The organism is Rhizobium sp. CIAT894 (assembly GCF_000172795.2).
GTDB lineage: Bacteria > Pseudomonadota > Alphaproteobacteria > Rhizobiales > Rhizobiaceae > Rhizobium.
Map to the genome: position 1 here is coordinate 260,636 of NZ_CP020949.1, position 13,032 is coordinate 273,667.

At 59.3% G+C, this 13,032-nt stretch carries 14 protein-coding genes; 3 read left to right on the forward strand and 11 right to left on the reverse strand.

Translation table 11 applies throughout. The annotated features are described in order from the left end of the window. Positions 1–2: 2 nt before the first annotated feature. The 11 genes from trbH to traI are packed head-to-tail and all read right to left on the reverse strand — an operon-like array spanning position 3 to position 8,984. Complete coding sequence (gene trbH / locus RHEC894_RS23955; RefSeq protein ID WP_085739483.1) at positions 3–479, reverse strand: conjugal transfer protein TrbH; 477 nt, start codon at positions 477–479, stop codon at positions 3–5. Further along, positions 479–1,324 (reverse strand): P-type conjugative transfer protein TrbG, encoded by an 846-nt coding sequence (trbG, locus tag RHEC894_RS23960; RefSeq protein ID WP_085739514.1) that lies wholly within the window; start codon positions 1,322–1,324, stop codon positions 479–481. The genes trbH and trbG overlap by 1 nt, the downstream gene beginning before the upstream one ends. Before the next feature lie 22 nt (positions 1,325–1,346). Then, a complete protein-coding gene (locus RHEC894_RS23965) occupies positions 1,347–2,009 on the reverse strand; it encodes a conjugal transfer protein TrbF (protein WP_010065931.1) in 663 nt (220 codons plus the stop codon). A 17-nt stretch (positions 2,010–2,026) separates the two neighbouring features. Further along, positions 2,027–3,217 carry a P-type conjugative transfer protein TrbL gene (gene trbL / locus RHEC894_RS23970; protein ID WP_085739484.1) on the reverse strand — a complete coding sequence of 397 codons (1,191 nt, stop codon included), beginning with the start codon at positions 3,215–3,217 and terminating at the stop codon, positions 2,027–2,029. Further along, positions 3,211–3,438, reverse strand: a complete 228-nt coding sequence (gene trbK, locus RHEC894_RS23975; protein WP_010067986.1) for an entry exclusion protein TrbK — start codon at positions 3,436–3,438, stop codon at positions 3,211–3,213. The genes trbL and trbK overlap by 7 nt, the downstream gene beginning before the upstream one ends. Continuing rightward, positions 3,435–4,205, reverse strand: a complete 771-nt coding sequence (trbJ, locus tag RHEC894_RS23980; RefSeq protein WP_245339541.1) for a P-type conjugative transfer protein TrbJ — start codon at positions 4,203–4,205, stop codon at positions 3,435–3,437. Before trbJ ends, trbK begins: the two co-directional genes overlap by 4 nt. A gap of 10 nt (positions 4,206–4,215) precedes the next feature. Next, positions 4,216–6,684: a conjugal transfer protein TrbE gene (locus tag RHEC894_RS23985; RefSeq protein ID WP_085739486.1), complete on the reverse strand. Its 2,469-nt coding sequence runs from the start codon at positions 6,682–6,684 to the stop codon at positions 4,216–4,218. A gap of 10 nt (positions 6,685–6,694) precedes the next feature. After that, a complete protein-coding gene (locus RHEC894_RS23990; protein ID WP_085739487.1) occupies positions 6,695–6,994 on the reverse strand; it encodes a conjugal transfer protein TrbD in 300 nt (99 codons plus the stop codon). After that, positions 6,987–7,391 (reverse strand): conjugal transfer pilin TrbC, encoded by a 405-nt coding sequence (gene trbC / locus RHEC894_RS23995; RefSeq protein WP_085739488.1) that lies wholly within the window; start codon positions 7,389–7,391, stop codon positions 6,987–6,989. Before trbC ends, RHEC894_RS23990 begins: the two co-directional genes overlap by 8 nt. After that, the gene (trbB, locus tag RHEC894_RS24000) at positions 7,381–8,352 is read right to left on the reverse strand and encodes a P-type conjugative transfer ATPase TrbB (protein ID WP_085739489.1); all 972 of its coding nucleotides are present in this window, start codon (positions 8,350–8,352) and stop codon (positions 7,381–7,383) included. Before trbB ends, trbC begins: the two co-directional genes overlap by 11 nt. Then, a complete protein-coding gene (gene traI, locus RHEC894_RS24005; RefSeq protein WP_085739490.1) occupies positions 8,349–8,984 on the reverse strand; it encodes an acyl-homoserine-lactone synthase TraI in 636 nt (211 codons plus the stop codon). Before traI ends, trbB begins: the two co-directional genes overlap by 4 nt. Before the next feature lie 376 nt (positions 8,985–9,360). On the opposite strand from traI, the gene repA reads away from it, so the two are divergent. The 3 genes from repA to repC all read left to right on the forward strand — a co-directional run bounded on the left by repA (position 9,361) and on the right by repC (position 13,032). Next, on the forward strand, positions 9,361–10,551 hold the full coding sequence (gene repA / locus RHEC894_RS24010; protein WP_064694993.1) for a plasmid partitioning protein RepA: 1,191 nt from the start codon (positions 9,361–9,363) through the stop codon (positions 10,549–10,551). 84 nt (positions 10,552–10,635) lie between these two features. Further along, complete coding sequence (repB, locus tag RHEC894_RS24015; protein ID WP_085739491.1) at positions 10,636–11,631, forward strand: plasmid partitioning protein RepB; 996 nt, start codon at positions 10,636–10,638, stop codon at positions 11,629–11,631. Between the two features lie 156 nt (positions 11,632–11,787). After that, entirely contained in the window at positions 11,788–13,032 is a 1,245-nt protein-coding gene (gene repC / locus RHEC894_RS24020; RefSeq protein WP_085739492.1) for a plasmid replication protein RepC, read from the forward strand.

A 13,032-nucleotide genomic window follows, 5' to 3' on the forward strand; every position in this document is an offset into this window, starting at 1 on the left:
CCTCACCCGCGCCGCATCAGCGAGAGCGCGCTCGCTGGCGTCGCACCGTTTGCCGTTACCGTGTAGGCGCGGCCGATCTGGACGTTGTTTGTCGAAAGACGTGCCAGCACTTGACCGTCGAACGGCAGGATCACATAGGCGAGTTGTATGACTTTCGTACTGCTATCGGTTTCCTGATCGGTGACGACGGCATAGCCCCATCCCTTCAGCGCCGCTTCCAGTGCTTGGCCGAAAGCCGAGGTATCTACTTTCAGTGCGACGGTCGCCTTTCCCGGCCCGATTTGTTCGGCAAGGCGGCTCACCATGTCGCCGGCGATGGCGCTTGCCGCGGGGCCGGAGATTTCTGACGGTGCGCTGCTGGCCACGATGCCATCGGTTCCGATCGACTGGCATCCGGAAAGAAGCATGGCGAGGCTGCAGGCTGCAGTAAAACTGCGAATGGCTCGCAAGGGGCGCGAACGGGAGAGCACGACGTTCATTACCTCCCTCCCCTTCTGATCGTCACTTTCTCCTGTCTCCAGCCGACGCCGGAGACAAGCACCGCGCGATCGACATGGTAGTCGACGACCATCATGTCGCCCTTCATCCGGTAGTTGACGATGCGGTTCTGCCCACCGGAGGTCACGAACAGAACAGGTGCATCCTGACCGGAAATCGAGCGCGGAAACTGGATGTAGGTTTTGAGCCCGTCGGAATAGACCCGGGTCGGCCGCCAGCCGGCCCTGCCCGAAACGGAGTAGCTGAAGTTCAACTGCTCGGCGGGTATCCCTGCACCCGGGATGGTGCTGGCCTCCAGCCGGGCATTGATGTCGGCAAGCTTTGTCGAAACATCCTCGGGATATTCGAAGCCGACACGCGCCATATACTGCGTCGAATGGGACTTGAGCTGAATATGGTAGGTCCGCCTGGATGTCGTCACCACCATTGAGGTTACAAGACCTGGCTCCGAAGGCTTGACGATCAGATGGATGGCCTGACCGCCGGCAGCGCCCGAGGTCGCCGGTTCGACCTTCCAGCGCACCGTGTCGCCGACGAGCACGTCGCGGACCACCTCGCCGCCCTGCAGCTCGATATCGCAGACCTGCAGCGGCGAGCAAACAACGGATGGTTGGACCTCGCCATACAGAAAAATCACCTTTCCGTCGGCACCCTTGGTCACCAAGCCGCGCGACCCGCGCCACTGGGTGGAGATGCCCATGCCTTTCGCCTCGTTGGCGGTGACGCCATCGGCTGCAGAAGCATGGAAGGGAATGAACAGTGAAGACGCCAACGTCCCCGAGGCGAGAGCGCCTGTCAGGATGGTCCGTGTTCTTCTGAGTGGGATGATCATGTTCGGGCCATGCCTTTCAAAGTTGTGCTGTCCAGTCGAAGTCGCGTAGATAGAGACCGATGGGGTTCACGCGGATGACGCCCTCGTCCTGCGGTGGGGTCAGGGTCACGGTGGCGATGCCACGGAAGCGGCGAACGGCGGTTTCCTTGCCGCGCCGGTCGCGCTCGAATTCGGTCCAGTCCATCTGGTAGCTCTGGTTCGAGAGCGCGACGATATTGTTGACCTCGATGGCAACGGTCGAGCTCTTCGCTTTCTCGAAGGGAGAGTTCGAGCGGAACCAGGCATTGACCTTCTCGGTCGCCGGATCGGATATCCTGAGCAAGCCATAGGTTCGGTCGATATACTGCTTCTGCACGACCGCATCCGGCGTCACACTCCGAAAATTCGAGACGAAGCTGCCGAGTGTGGCGCGCACCACCCGCGGATCGGCATATTCGATCTGCTGCGGGAAGCCGGCATTGACAGCCGTGCCGAGCTTGTCGACCTCGACGATATAGGGAACGAGCTTTACCTGGGTGCTTTGGTAGAGCGCGTAGCCAAAGCCGATCACGGCCATGGTCATGCCGGCGATGCCGACGATGCGCCAGGCGGCAGCAGCCTTCACGTAGGAGCCGTAGCGCTCGTTCCATTCGTTGCGCGCGGCGAGATAGGGATTATCAAGCGGGATGTGTCCGGCCATCGATGATCGGCCTCCAGTTATTTAGTCTCGTTGATCGGCGGTGTTGGAAGAGTCGGTGCGGCCCGACCCGATTGCTGGTCGAGTTTGGCATTGGCGAGCCCGAGCAGCGATCCGGCATAGGCGCCGGGTGAACCGACCGCCTTATCCTTGGCGGCCGAGCCGACGGCACCAGCCGCACCGCCAATCCCGGCCTCCATTCCGCGCATGGCCGCACTGCCAAGGGATGCACCCCCTGCCCTCGCCGAACTTGCAGCCTGGAAGCCTCTGCTCGCTGCCCCTGCGGCGAGGAAGCCGGCACCTGCGGCGAAGGATGCAGCCTGTCCGCCGTGGCGGATCGCTTCCATGCCGCCTGAGACCGAGGCACCTTGAACCACGCCCTGCAGGATGGGCGGCACATACATGGCGATGACGAAGACGACGACCGAGATGCCGGCGATCGCGAGCGTGGTGATGAACTGCTCCGAGGTGGCTGTCGGTGCCTCGGCGAGGCCCAGCAGGATGTCCGAGCCGATCTTGGCGATCATGACCAGCGCCATCAGCTTCATGCCGACCGAGAAGGCGTAGACCAGATATTTGATGGCAAAGTCCTTGGTATAGGACGTGCCGCCCAATCCGAGCATGATCATGCCGGCGAGCAGGCCGACATACATCTCGACCATGACCGAGACGAAGATGGCGGCAACGAGCGAAAAGCAGACAACGACCACGACCATTGCGAAAACGGCGGCAATCGCCAGCGCATTGTCTTCCCAGAGCCCGAACTTCGCCTGCTCGGACATCTTGGTCGCGATACGGATGCCGGCATCGAATATGTTGGCCGGGGAGGCCGACCCGCCGCCGGCGCCGATCTGGTAAAGGCTATCGACCACGGCTTTTGCAAAGGCCGGCCCCTGGTCGAGGATGAAGGCGAAGAGCCCGATGAACATGATGCGTTTCACGAGCTCGGCAAACCAGCTGTCGAGCGAGGCTGCGTTGATCGCCAGCCATACGGCGGCGATGCCAACCTCGATTCCGGCAAGGATCCAGAACAGCGAGCGCGCCGCGTTCATAACCGTGGTCTCCCAGCCCTTGGCGGCAGCGACCACGGAGTTCTCCAGAGTGGTGAGCACCTCACCCTGTTGCGCCACTGCCGGCGCGCTCACGATGAGGAGGATGCAAATCGTCGCGAAGGCGAGTTCGAGGCGCCGGGAAGGAGGAACAATCACCATCGCGGCTTCATCTCCTGGCCGCCGCGGATGTCGCGGGTGGTGTCACCGCCGAAGAATTTTTCTCGGTGTTCGAGGCGGTCCGCAGCAGAGGCGGGCTGCGTCGAAGCTTCGCCCGCACCGAACATTGCGACCGGATGTGGCTGCACGATCCACGTGATGATGCCGGCACTAACCGCAAACGCGGCAACAACCGTGAGGATGATGACGACACGCGGGCTCACCAGCGGGGCTCCATCGTCTGCCCGCCGCGGATGTCATGCTCGGTTCCGCTAAAAAACTGTTCACGGCGCGCCTGGGCGAGATCCTTTTGCGCCTGCTCCGACTGGAACCAGGTGCCCATCATCGTCATTTGCTGGGATACGAGGCCACGCAGTTTCTGCATCTGTGCGACCTGCTGGGCGGCGATCTGGTGTCCAACCTGCAGCGCCTTCATCTGCCCGTCTGCCGTCTCCGACATCGAGCGCAGCGATGACATCGTGCTTTCTTCGCTCGAGAATTGCTCGGCCGTCAGGTTCGCGGCCTTCAAGGATCCTGCAATCGTATCGCGGTTGGTGTCGGACCAGTTCTGATAGGTGGACGAGAAGCTTGCGCCATCAGGCAGGTTGCTCTTCATCTCGGCAAAGCTCTGGAAACGCTGCTTGAGCACGTCGTCGATATTGCCCATCGAGAAGGCGACCCCCTGCCCCTGGGCCACAACGCTCTGCAGGTTCTGGAGATCGCTTTCGACCTGGCCCCAGATGTGGTTTGGCAATTGCGCCGTGTTCTGCAGCATATTGTTGTAGATATTGATCTGGTTCTGGATCTGCTCGGCCAGCTGCGAGATCTGGGTAATCTGGTTGTTGACCTGCTCAGCCGACTTGCCGACGAGCGAGATCAGCTCGGCATTGTTGGCAAGCTGCGTCCATTCGGTTGCCTCCCCCGTCACACCGCCGGCAGAAGCCTGAAGCGGCAAGGCGATCGCAAGCGCGGTGGCAACGACGACGACCATGGGTACGGTCTCATGATGTCGGGAAAAGTGTCTCGGCATGGGCGATCCCCCTTTGCTGGAGCCAGTGAAGAGGCCACGTGGCCCCATGTTCGGAGTGAAGCGCGCGAATTTGCTTCAGATCGTCCTTGCCAGTCGCCCCGACAAACGAGAGCGCGACCGGGCCGAGCGCCATGTTGAACAAACGACGACCTTCGGGAGAGACGACGTAGTATTCGCGCTTGGGAATGGCGGTTGCGACGATCTCGATTTGCCGTTCGTTGAAGCCGATGCGCTCATAGAACTCTCGTGTGCCCGGCTCGCGTGCCGCGCCGTTTGGCAGGCAGATTTTTGTCGGGCAGCTCTCCTTGAGCACGTCGATGATCCCGGATCGTTCGGCGTCCGAGATCGATTGGGTGGCGAGCACGACAGCGCAATTGGCCTTGCGCAAGACCTTCAGCCATTCCCGGACCTTTTCGCGGAACACCGGATGGCCGAGCATCAACCAGGCCTCGTCGAGAATGATCAGGCTAGGCGCTCCGGTCAGGCGTTTCTCGATGCGGCGAAAAAGGTAGGTGAGAACCGGAACGAGATTGCGCTCGCCCATGTTCATCAATTCCTCGATCTCGAAGCACTGGAAGGCGCCGAGCGCAAGACCGTCCATTTCGGCATCGAGCAGCTGGCCCATCGGACCATCAACGGTGTAGTGATGCAGCGCGTCCTTGATCTCACGCATCTGGACGCCGGAGACAAAATCGGAAAGCGAGCGGCCGCGGGATTCGGCCATCAACGCCAACTGCCTGGAGATGGCATTGCGATAGTCCGGCGTGATGGTCACACCCTGCAACGCCACAAGTGTCTCGATCCACTCGGCTGCCCAGGCACGGTCCCCATCGGTCGACAGTTCTACCAACGGACAAAAGGCAAGCGGCCTCAACTCACCGTCCGCTGACGGGCCGATATCCCCGCCGACTTGGTAGTGATCCCCATTGAGACCGAGCGTCAGAGGTAGCATTGAGCCGCCCTTGTCGAAGGCGAACACCTGAGCATTTGCATAACGCCGGAACTGCGCGGCAATCAGCGCCAGCAGGGTCGATTTCCCGGAACCGGTTGGGCCGAAGATAAGCGTATGTCCCACATCGTCGACATGCAGGTTAAGCCGGAACGGCGTCGATCCAGAGGCCACCTGCATCAGCGGTGGCGAGGCCGGCGGATAAAACGGACAAGGCGCGGTCGGACTGCCCGACCAGACCGAGTTCAGCGGAATAAGATCGGCGAGATTGCGGGTGTTGATCAGCGGCTCGCGAATGTTGGCATAGGAGACGCCGGGCAGGCTACCGAGAAAGGCATCCGTCGCGTTTAGTGTCTCGATGCGTGCGCCAAAACCTTCTGCCTGGATCAGGCGACGGATCGCCTCGCACTTTTCCTGCAACTGGCCCGGGGCTTCTTCGAAGACCACGATGACCGGTGTGTAATAGCCATAAGCGACGAGCTGCGATGAGGCTTCCGCGATGGCGTCCTCTGTCTCCGCCACCATCAGCAGGGCATCCTGATCGACCGAGCGGCTTTGTGTCTGGAAAAGCTGGTCGAAGAATGGGCGCACCTTCTGCTGCCATTTCTTGCGCGTGCGTTCCAGGCGTGCCCGTGCCTCTTCAGCGTCGAGGAAGACGAAGCGGGAGGACCAGCGATAGGTGAGCGGCATCCGGTCGAGCGTATTGAGAATGCCCGGCCAGCTTTCGGCTGGCAGCCCATCGATGGCGACCACGCCCAGAAAGCGGTTCTCGACCAGTGGGGTCAGTCCATGCTGCAACTCGGCCGTTACCAGCCAGTCGAGATACATGGGGATGTCCGGCAGGCGAACCGGATGGTTTTCACCGGTGACGCAGAAACGGATGAACTGGAAGAGCTCGTCGTATCGCGCGACACGGAACCCACCGCGATCCGGCGTTTCCCGTGTCATCATCCGGCGGATCGAAACTACGTTGGCGAGGTACTGTTCCACCTCCCGGATCGAGGTCAAAAAGCTTTGCAGCACCGTGTTGGCATAGGTGGCTGAACGGCTGGCCGCATCCGAATAGATATACCGGGTCAGCCCGGAGCGGCGCGGCTCGGGCGGACGCCACGTCAGGATCAGCGCATGGCGGCTCTCAAAATGCCCCTTCTCCTTCTGGAAATGCGTCCTCCGCTCGTCGTCGATGGCGCGCGTCACTGGATCGAGGAAGTGGGAATTGATTTCAGTTGGGTAATCACCAGTCGGCACCCGCAGAGCCTCCACCTGGATCATCCATCCGGAGCCCAGCCGCGACAGGATCGCGTTGATCTGTCGCGACACCTCGTTGCGCTCGGCGTCGGTCGAACTTTCGCTGTCCGGCCCCGCGAAATACCAGCCGGCCATCAGCGAGCCATCCTTCAACAGGATGACGCCGTTATCGACCAGGCCGGCATACGGCACCAGATCGGCAAAGGACGGTCCGGAATGCCGGAATGATTTGAGGGCGACCATCTGCAGCCCCTCAGAACTTGCGCCACGGCGACGAGGTCGCGCGATAGAACGTCTTGTAGGAGATATGGCGGAGATAAACGCGCCGCATCAGGGGATCAGCTTTCGCCATCATACGCAGCGCCGCGACCGCGACCAGCCAAATCGCGATGCCGAACAGGGCCGCATACCAGGTCAAGACGACGAAGATCAGGATGATGGCCGCAAGCGCCGTCAATAGCACCAGCTCGCGGTCGGCACCCATCAACAGGTTCGGCCGCGATAGCGCCCGGTGTACCCGCGAGCGTTCGAGAGAAGAGCCCACCTCAGCCATGAGCCCCCTCCCCCACTGTGGCCGGCGTCATCGTCGATTCGGGAGTGTTTTGCTCGGCCTGTGTATGAGCCTCGCCGATTGATGCGCCGGTCGCGCCGAAAAGGGCGACGATCTGGGTGGCCCCAAGCAGGACGCCACCCACCAGCGCCACATAGCAAAGCCGCCTCGCGAAATCATTCAGCTCGCCCCCGAAGATCAGCATGGCGCCGGCAATGGCAACGGCGGCGAGCGCGATGAACCCCGCGACAGGCCCGGTGATCGATTGCTGGATCTGCTCGAGCGGCGCCTCCCACGGGAGACTGCCACCGCCGGAAGAGGCAAGTGCTGAATCTGGAAGGCAAATTGCAACGGCGGCCAGTGCCGCACAGGTGAGAAGAATATTGATTCTACGCGACATGGCTGTCCTCATCGATCTGGGCATAGTGTTCGGTCTGATAGCGGCCGTTGCGGTATCCCTCGATGTGGATGACCTCGCGGACCCGCCTCCCCTTCCCCGTTCGCTCAATGGAGACGACGAGATCGACGGCCTCGCCGATCACCTCCTGCATCGGCTGCTGACTGGCTTCCGCCGTCAGTTGCTCCAGCCGGCGCAAGGCCGACATCGCCGTGTTGGAGTGAATTGTGGTGACACCGCCGGGATGTCCCGTGTTCCAGGCTTTGAGCAGGGTAAGGGCCGCGCCGTCGCGGACCTCGCCGACAATGATGCGGTCGGGCCGCAGGCGCATCGTGCTCTTCAGCAGGCGCGCCATGTCGATGGTGTCGCTTGTATGCAGAGACACGGCATTTTCGGCGGCGCATTGAATCTCGGCGGTGTCTTCGAGGATAACCATCCGATCGTCCGGGGCGGCAGTCACGATCTCCGCGATGATGGCGTTGGCGAGAGTGGTCTTGCCCGACCCGGTGCCCCCGGAAATGACGATGTTCATTCGCGCGTCGATGGCGCTTCGAATGGCGGAAGCCTGTGCTTCAGTCATCGCCTTTGACTTTACATATTCCGTGAGCGGGATCAGACGCGAGGCACGACGGCGGATGGTGAATGCCGGACTTGAAACGACCGGTGGCAACAGCCCCTCAAAGCGGTGTCCACCGATCGGCAGTTCGCCGGAGATGATCGGCCGTTCGTCGTCGGCTTCCGACTGCAGGGCGTGGGCAACACTGCCAATGACGACTTCAGCGGCGGCAGAGGTCATCGCGCCGGCTGGTGCCACGCCGTGCCCGAGCCGTTCGATAAACAAACGGCCGTCGGGATTGAGCATGATTTCGACCACGGTCGTGTCATCGAGCGCGACGCAGAGCTGGTCGCCAAGGGCGTCCTGCAGTTTGCGGACCAGGCGGGGATGGGAACGGAGCAGGGTCACGCAGCGCTCCGGATCTGACGGTCGTGATGTTCGGCGATCGAGTGGTAACCCTGCGGGCAAACGCGTTCAAAACTTTCCTGATTGGCTGGCAGGGTTCCGGCGACGGCCACGGTATTGCCGATCGCCACAGGATAGCCAAGCCGCTTCATAGGCCATCCGGCCCGGTTCAGGATGCGCTCGAAGCGCAGGTCAGTGGCCGTGACGATCTCGTCGTAGCCGTTTGCCATCGCCCATTCGATGATCCCGGCAAACATGGTGAGCGTCGCGAGATGGAGCTGACCCCCTCCCCTTCGCTCAGCCACGGACGTATCGACGCAAAAGCGCGAGCTCTCGGCAATGCTGGCCGACGCACCGAGCGAACCGGACGCCAGCAATTGCGGGAATGTCTGCTCCAGCATTGTTGGCCCCAATGCCGGCAGCAGGCGCGCGCAGCCGACGACCCTTTGGCCGTCTGTGACCGCAAGGATATAGGTCGGATCGAAGTCGTCGTACTCGTCACGCTCGCCGGTTTCAGTGATGGTGACATCCCATGCAAGGCGCTCGCGGAAAACTGCCGCGCGCAGACGATGCATCTGCTTCAGGAGATCCATATGATCGACGTATCGATTAGGGGAAACGGTCAAAATCTGCATATCAATCTCCGCATGATGTAGACATGCGGGGAGAAAGACCATCTGAGGAGCTGCGTGGCTATCTGCAGATCTGCAGAGGCTGATTCTATCGCCTGGTTTGGGTTTGAGAGTCTGAACGCTCCAAATAGTGTGTAAAACCCACGTCAACGTCTGCAGATCTGCAGTTTCGGTCGGCTGTACGCCGCAAGTGAATTCTGCCTAACTAACCGAAAGTTATTGCAGATTCGGCAGAGAGAGCTAAGTCGGGCGAATATTGTTAACCTGTTGTTAACTTTAAACCTCTTGCGACACTGTGGGAATCGGGAGATAGTTTCGCAAATGATGGCATTGTGGCCATTTTTTCGAAAGTGAAGACCTCCAGGATATAGTTCGCAAAATGAGCAGTTCGCAGCCGAATCGTTTCGATATCGAGATTGCCCAACAAGGGGCAAAGATCTCAAGCGCATTGCATATGCTGCGCAGCCAGCAGTATCCCCCTGACGCTCGCAAAGGCCTGCGGAAATTTCAATTGGGGGAAGTCGCGGAGTTCATGGGGGTCACCCAGACTCACCTTCGACAGATTCATTCTGACGGAAAGGGACCAGAGATAGAGTCGGTCAGTGGACGCCGATATTATACGGCTGACCAGATGTTGGAACTCCGAGACTATCTTGAAGCCAATAAGAAATCCGACAAGAGGTACTACGTTCCCAGGCGCCGTGAGGGCGAACCCATGCAGGTCGTCTCAGTCGTAAATTTCAAGGGTGGGAGCGGTAAGACCACGACCGCCGCACACCTCGCACAATATCTGGCTCTTACTGGCCATCGCGTGCTGGCGGTCGATCTCGATCCTCAGGCATCCCTGACCTCTCTGTTCGGTATCCAGCCAGAACTGGACGATACGGCGTCCCTATACGAGGCGCTTCGTTTCGATGACGAGCGCAAGTCGATTGCGGATGTCATTCAGTCAACAAACATTCCGGGCCTCGACGTCGTGCCGGCGAGCTTGGTTCTCCAGGAGTACGAGTACGATGTGCCGCTCGCGATCTCTTCGAAAAAGGGAGAGGATGGGCGCCTCTTCTACATGCGAATAGCCAGCGCTTTGAAGCAGGTAGATGAGAGATATGACGTGGTCGTCATCGATTGCCCCCCACAACTGGGTTACTTGACCATCACCGCCCTTATGGCATCGACCGGGATTCTCATCACGATCCATCCCCAGATGTTGGACATCATGTCAATGAGCCAGTTCTTGATGATGCTGGGCGGCATTATGGGTCCGGTTGCGGAGGCGGGTGCTGAGATGCGGGTACAATGGTTCCGCTACCTCATCACGCGTTTCGAGCCGACGGATATCCCGCAGGCCCAGATGGTCGGGTTTATGCAATCCATGTTTGCTCAGCAAATGTTGCGAAACCACGTTCTGAAATCGACGGCGATTTCCGATGCTTCCATCAAGAAGCAGACGTTGTACGAGGTCGAGCGAGGTGATTTCGTAAGGTCCACCTACGATCGAGCGATGGAAAGCTTGAATGCGGCTAACGGTGAAATCGTCGATCTCATTCATGGCGCTTGGGGACGGAAATGACACGCTTGTCAGCCGTTTTTTCCGGCATTTTTCCTATTGGTGCCAACGCCTTATCATGGTTGAGCACAGGCTTGGAGGGCGGTTATGTCTCGTGAGAATCCTTTTGCAAAATTAGACATGGCTTCGATTACGGCTAATCAGACGCCGACGAAGCCCGGCTACGGCATGACAGGAGCAGCAAAGACGGTTGTTCGTTCCATTGAAGATATGGCGGAGAACACCAAGAAGCTTATGGAGGGCGAGGTGATCGTGGATCTGGATCCACGGCTGATTGACGCTTCCTTTATTGCCGACCGTCTTTCGGACGATGGGGAGGAGTTTCAGGAACTCCTTCAAGCTATCAAGGAATCTGGTCAAACAACGCCTATCCTGGTTCGACCCAGCTCTACGGACAGTAAGCGATATATGGTCGTCTTCGGCCATCGTCGCCTCAAGGTCGCTCGGGAACTGGGCCTACCCGTCAAAGCCATCGTCAAGAAGCTCGACGACATCACCTCGGCGATTGTCCAAGGGCAGGAGAACGCAGCCCGTTCGAACCTGTCGTTCATAGAGCGCGCCTACTTCGCCCAGAACCTGCTTGCGTCGGGAATGACCAAGGATGTGGTTCGATCGTCGCTCGCAATCGATGAGGCGATGCTCTCCAAGATGCTCGGAGTTGTCGAGACGGTCCCGGCCTCAATTATCCAAGCATTGGGCGCATCCAAGAAGATCGGCCGCGACAGATGGCTGAGCCTTCGGCAATTGGTTCTTGCCCCTGCCCTGTCGAAGGTCGCAGTGGAGCATTCGGGATCCGCTGAGTTCCTGAAGCTCGATGAAGACGAGCGGTTCGATGAACTTCATGACTACCTGAAGCGATACAAGGTCAAATCGGCTGCAAAGACGCCGAAGACAGCTGCGCCCGCGAAGGATTGGACGTCGAGCGATCGGTCGCTGAATTTCGTGATGAACGCGAAGTCGAAGAAGGTTGCCATTGAGCTTTCGAATGTCGAGGCGAAGCCCTTCAGCGACTGGCTTTCCGCCCACATGGATCGTTTGTACGACGAGTACAGAGGATCGAAACAAAAAACCGACGGAGACTAAGCCGCAAAAGAAAAAGGCCCCCAAACGGTAAACCGTGGAAGCCTCTCTCGTCATCTCTAGCAGGATCGAGAATCGCATTTCCCGGAATCACAGTCAAGAGTCTTGGCGCCGATTTGGTGAGCGGATTTCTTTTGCCTAACGAAAGGTGAGAGAAAAATGCAGACGGGACATGTAACGACGCCCTTTGGGCGGCGGCCGATGTCGCTTGCCCTGGTCAAAGGCCAGATGGCGATCGCAGATTCAAGTCCAGGCGCGCGTATTGAAAAGTGGAAAGTATTTCGCGACGTTTGCGAGGCGCGGGAACGCTTCGGCCTTCAGGACAGAGCGCTAGCGGTTCTCGATGCGCTCTTGACGTTCTATCCCAATGGGGAGCTTGACGCTGAACACGGCCTTGTAGTGTTTCCGTCCAATGCACAGCTGTCCGTACGCGCTCACGGGATTACGGAAACCACACTCCGCCGGCAGCTCGGCGCACTCGTCGATGCCGGGCTCATCCAGCGCCGCGACAGTCCAAATGGTAAGCGGTACGCACACCGCAATCGCGATGGTGAAATCGAGCAGGCATATGGTTTTGATCTAACGCCACTCTTGGCTCGCGCCAAGGAGCTTGCAATGTTAGCACAAGACGTCGCCGCAGAACGTATGCGCTTTCGGAGAGCAAAGGAAGCTCTCACGATCTGCAGACGCGATGTCCGCAAGCTAATCTCGGCTGCGATCGAGGAGGGTGCGTCAGGCAACTGGGGGAAGGTTGAAACGGCGTATATTGGTATCCTCGCGCGGCTTCCGCGCTATCCCGGCAGGACACAAGTCGAAGCGGCGCTTGATGAAATGGAGCTCCTGCGCGAAGAGGTACTCAATATATTGGAAATTCAACTAAATACCGATAATTTGAAGGGCAATGCCATTCAAAATGACCGCCACATACAGAATTCAAATACCGAATCTATAAATGAATTTGAACCTTGCACTGGAAAGGCTCAGGGCGAAAACTTGGCGGAACAGCCGCACCCAAAGAGCGTGACGCCCCGAGACACCAAGGCTAAACTCGAACAGATCAGGGCGTTCCCGTTGGGAATGGTGCTTCGAGCCTGCCCGCAGATTACTGACTATGGGCCGGTCGGCGGCATTTCGAATTGGCGGGAGTTAATGGCGGCGGCCGTCGTAGTCCGCTCAATGTTGGGTGTCAGCCCATCGGCCTACGAGGAGGCCTGCAATGCCATGGGACCGGAAAATGCCGCAGCGGCGATGGCGTGCATTTTGGAACGCTCAAACTTTATCAATTCCGCCGGTGGCTATCTGCGCGACCTGACGAAACGCTCGGATCGGGGGGAGTTTTCGCTTGGGCCAATGCTGATGTCGTTGCTAAAGGCAAACGACCAAGGATATCGCAAGGTGAGCTGA

What these genes read in the sequence shown, in the direction of transcription:
- repC (WP_085739492.1), top strand. Translation starts at nt 11,788, where the DNA reads ATGCAGACGGGACATGTAACGACGCCCTTTGGGCGGCGGCCGATGTCG.
- repA (WP_064694993.1), top strand. Translation starts at nt 9,361, where the DNA reads ATGAGCAGTTCGCAGCCGAATCGTTTCGATATCGAGATTGCCCAACAA.
- trbC (WP_085739488.1), bottom strand. Translation starts at nt 7,391, where the DNA reads ATGTCGCGTAGAATCAATATTCTTCTCACCTGTGCGGCACTGGCCGCC.
- trbJ (WP_245339541.1), bottom strand. Translation starts at nt 4,205, where the DNA reads ATGGTCGTCGTCGTTGCCACCGCGCTTGCGATCGCCTTGCCGCTTCAG.
- repB (WP_085739491.1), top strand. Translation starts at nt 10,636, where the DNA reads ATGTCTCGTGAGAATCCTTTTGCAAAATTAGACATGGCTTCGATTACG.
- RHEC894_RS23990 (WP_085739487.1), bottom strand. Translation starts at nt 6,994, where the DNA reads ATGGCTGAGGTGGGCTCTTCTCTCGAACGCTCGCGGGTACACCGGGCG.
- RHEC894_RS23985 (WP_085739486.1), bottom strand. Translation starts at nt 6,684, where the DNA reads ATGGTCGCCCTCAAATCATTCCGGCATTCCGGACCGTCCTTTGCCGAT.
- RHEC894_RS23965 (WP_010065931.1), bottom strand. Translation starts at nt 2,009, where the DNA reads ATGGCCGGACACATCCCGCTTGATAATCCCTATCTCGCCGCGCGCAAC.
- trbH (WP_085739483.1), bottom strand. Translation starts at nt 479, where the DNA reads ATGAACGTCGTGCTCTCCCGTTCGCGCCCCTTGCGAGCCATTCGCAGT.
- traI (WP_085739490.1), bottom strand. Translation starts at nt 8,984, where the DNA reads ATGCAGATTTTGACCGTTTCCCCTAATCGATACGTCGATCATATGGAT.
- trbL (WP_085739484.1), bottom strand. Translation starts at nt 3,217, where the DNA reads ATGGTGATTGTTCCTCCTTCCCGGCGCCTCGAACTCGCCTTCGCGACG.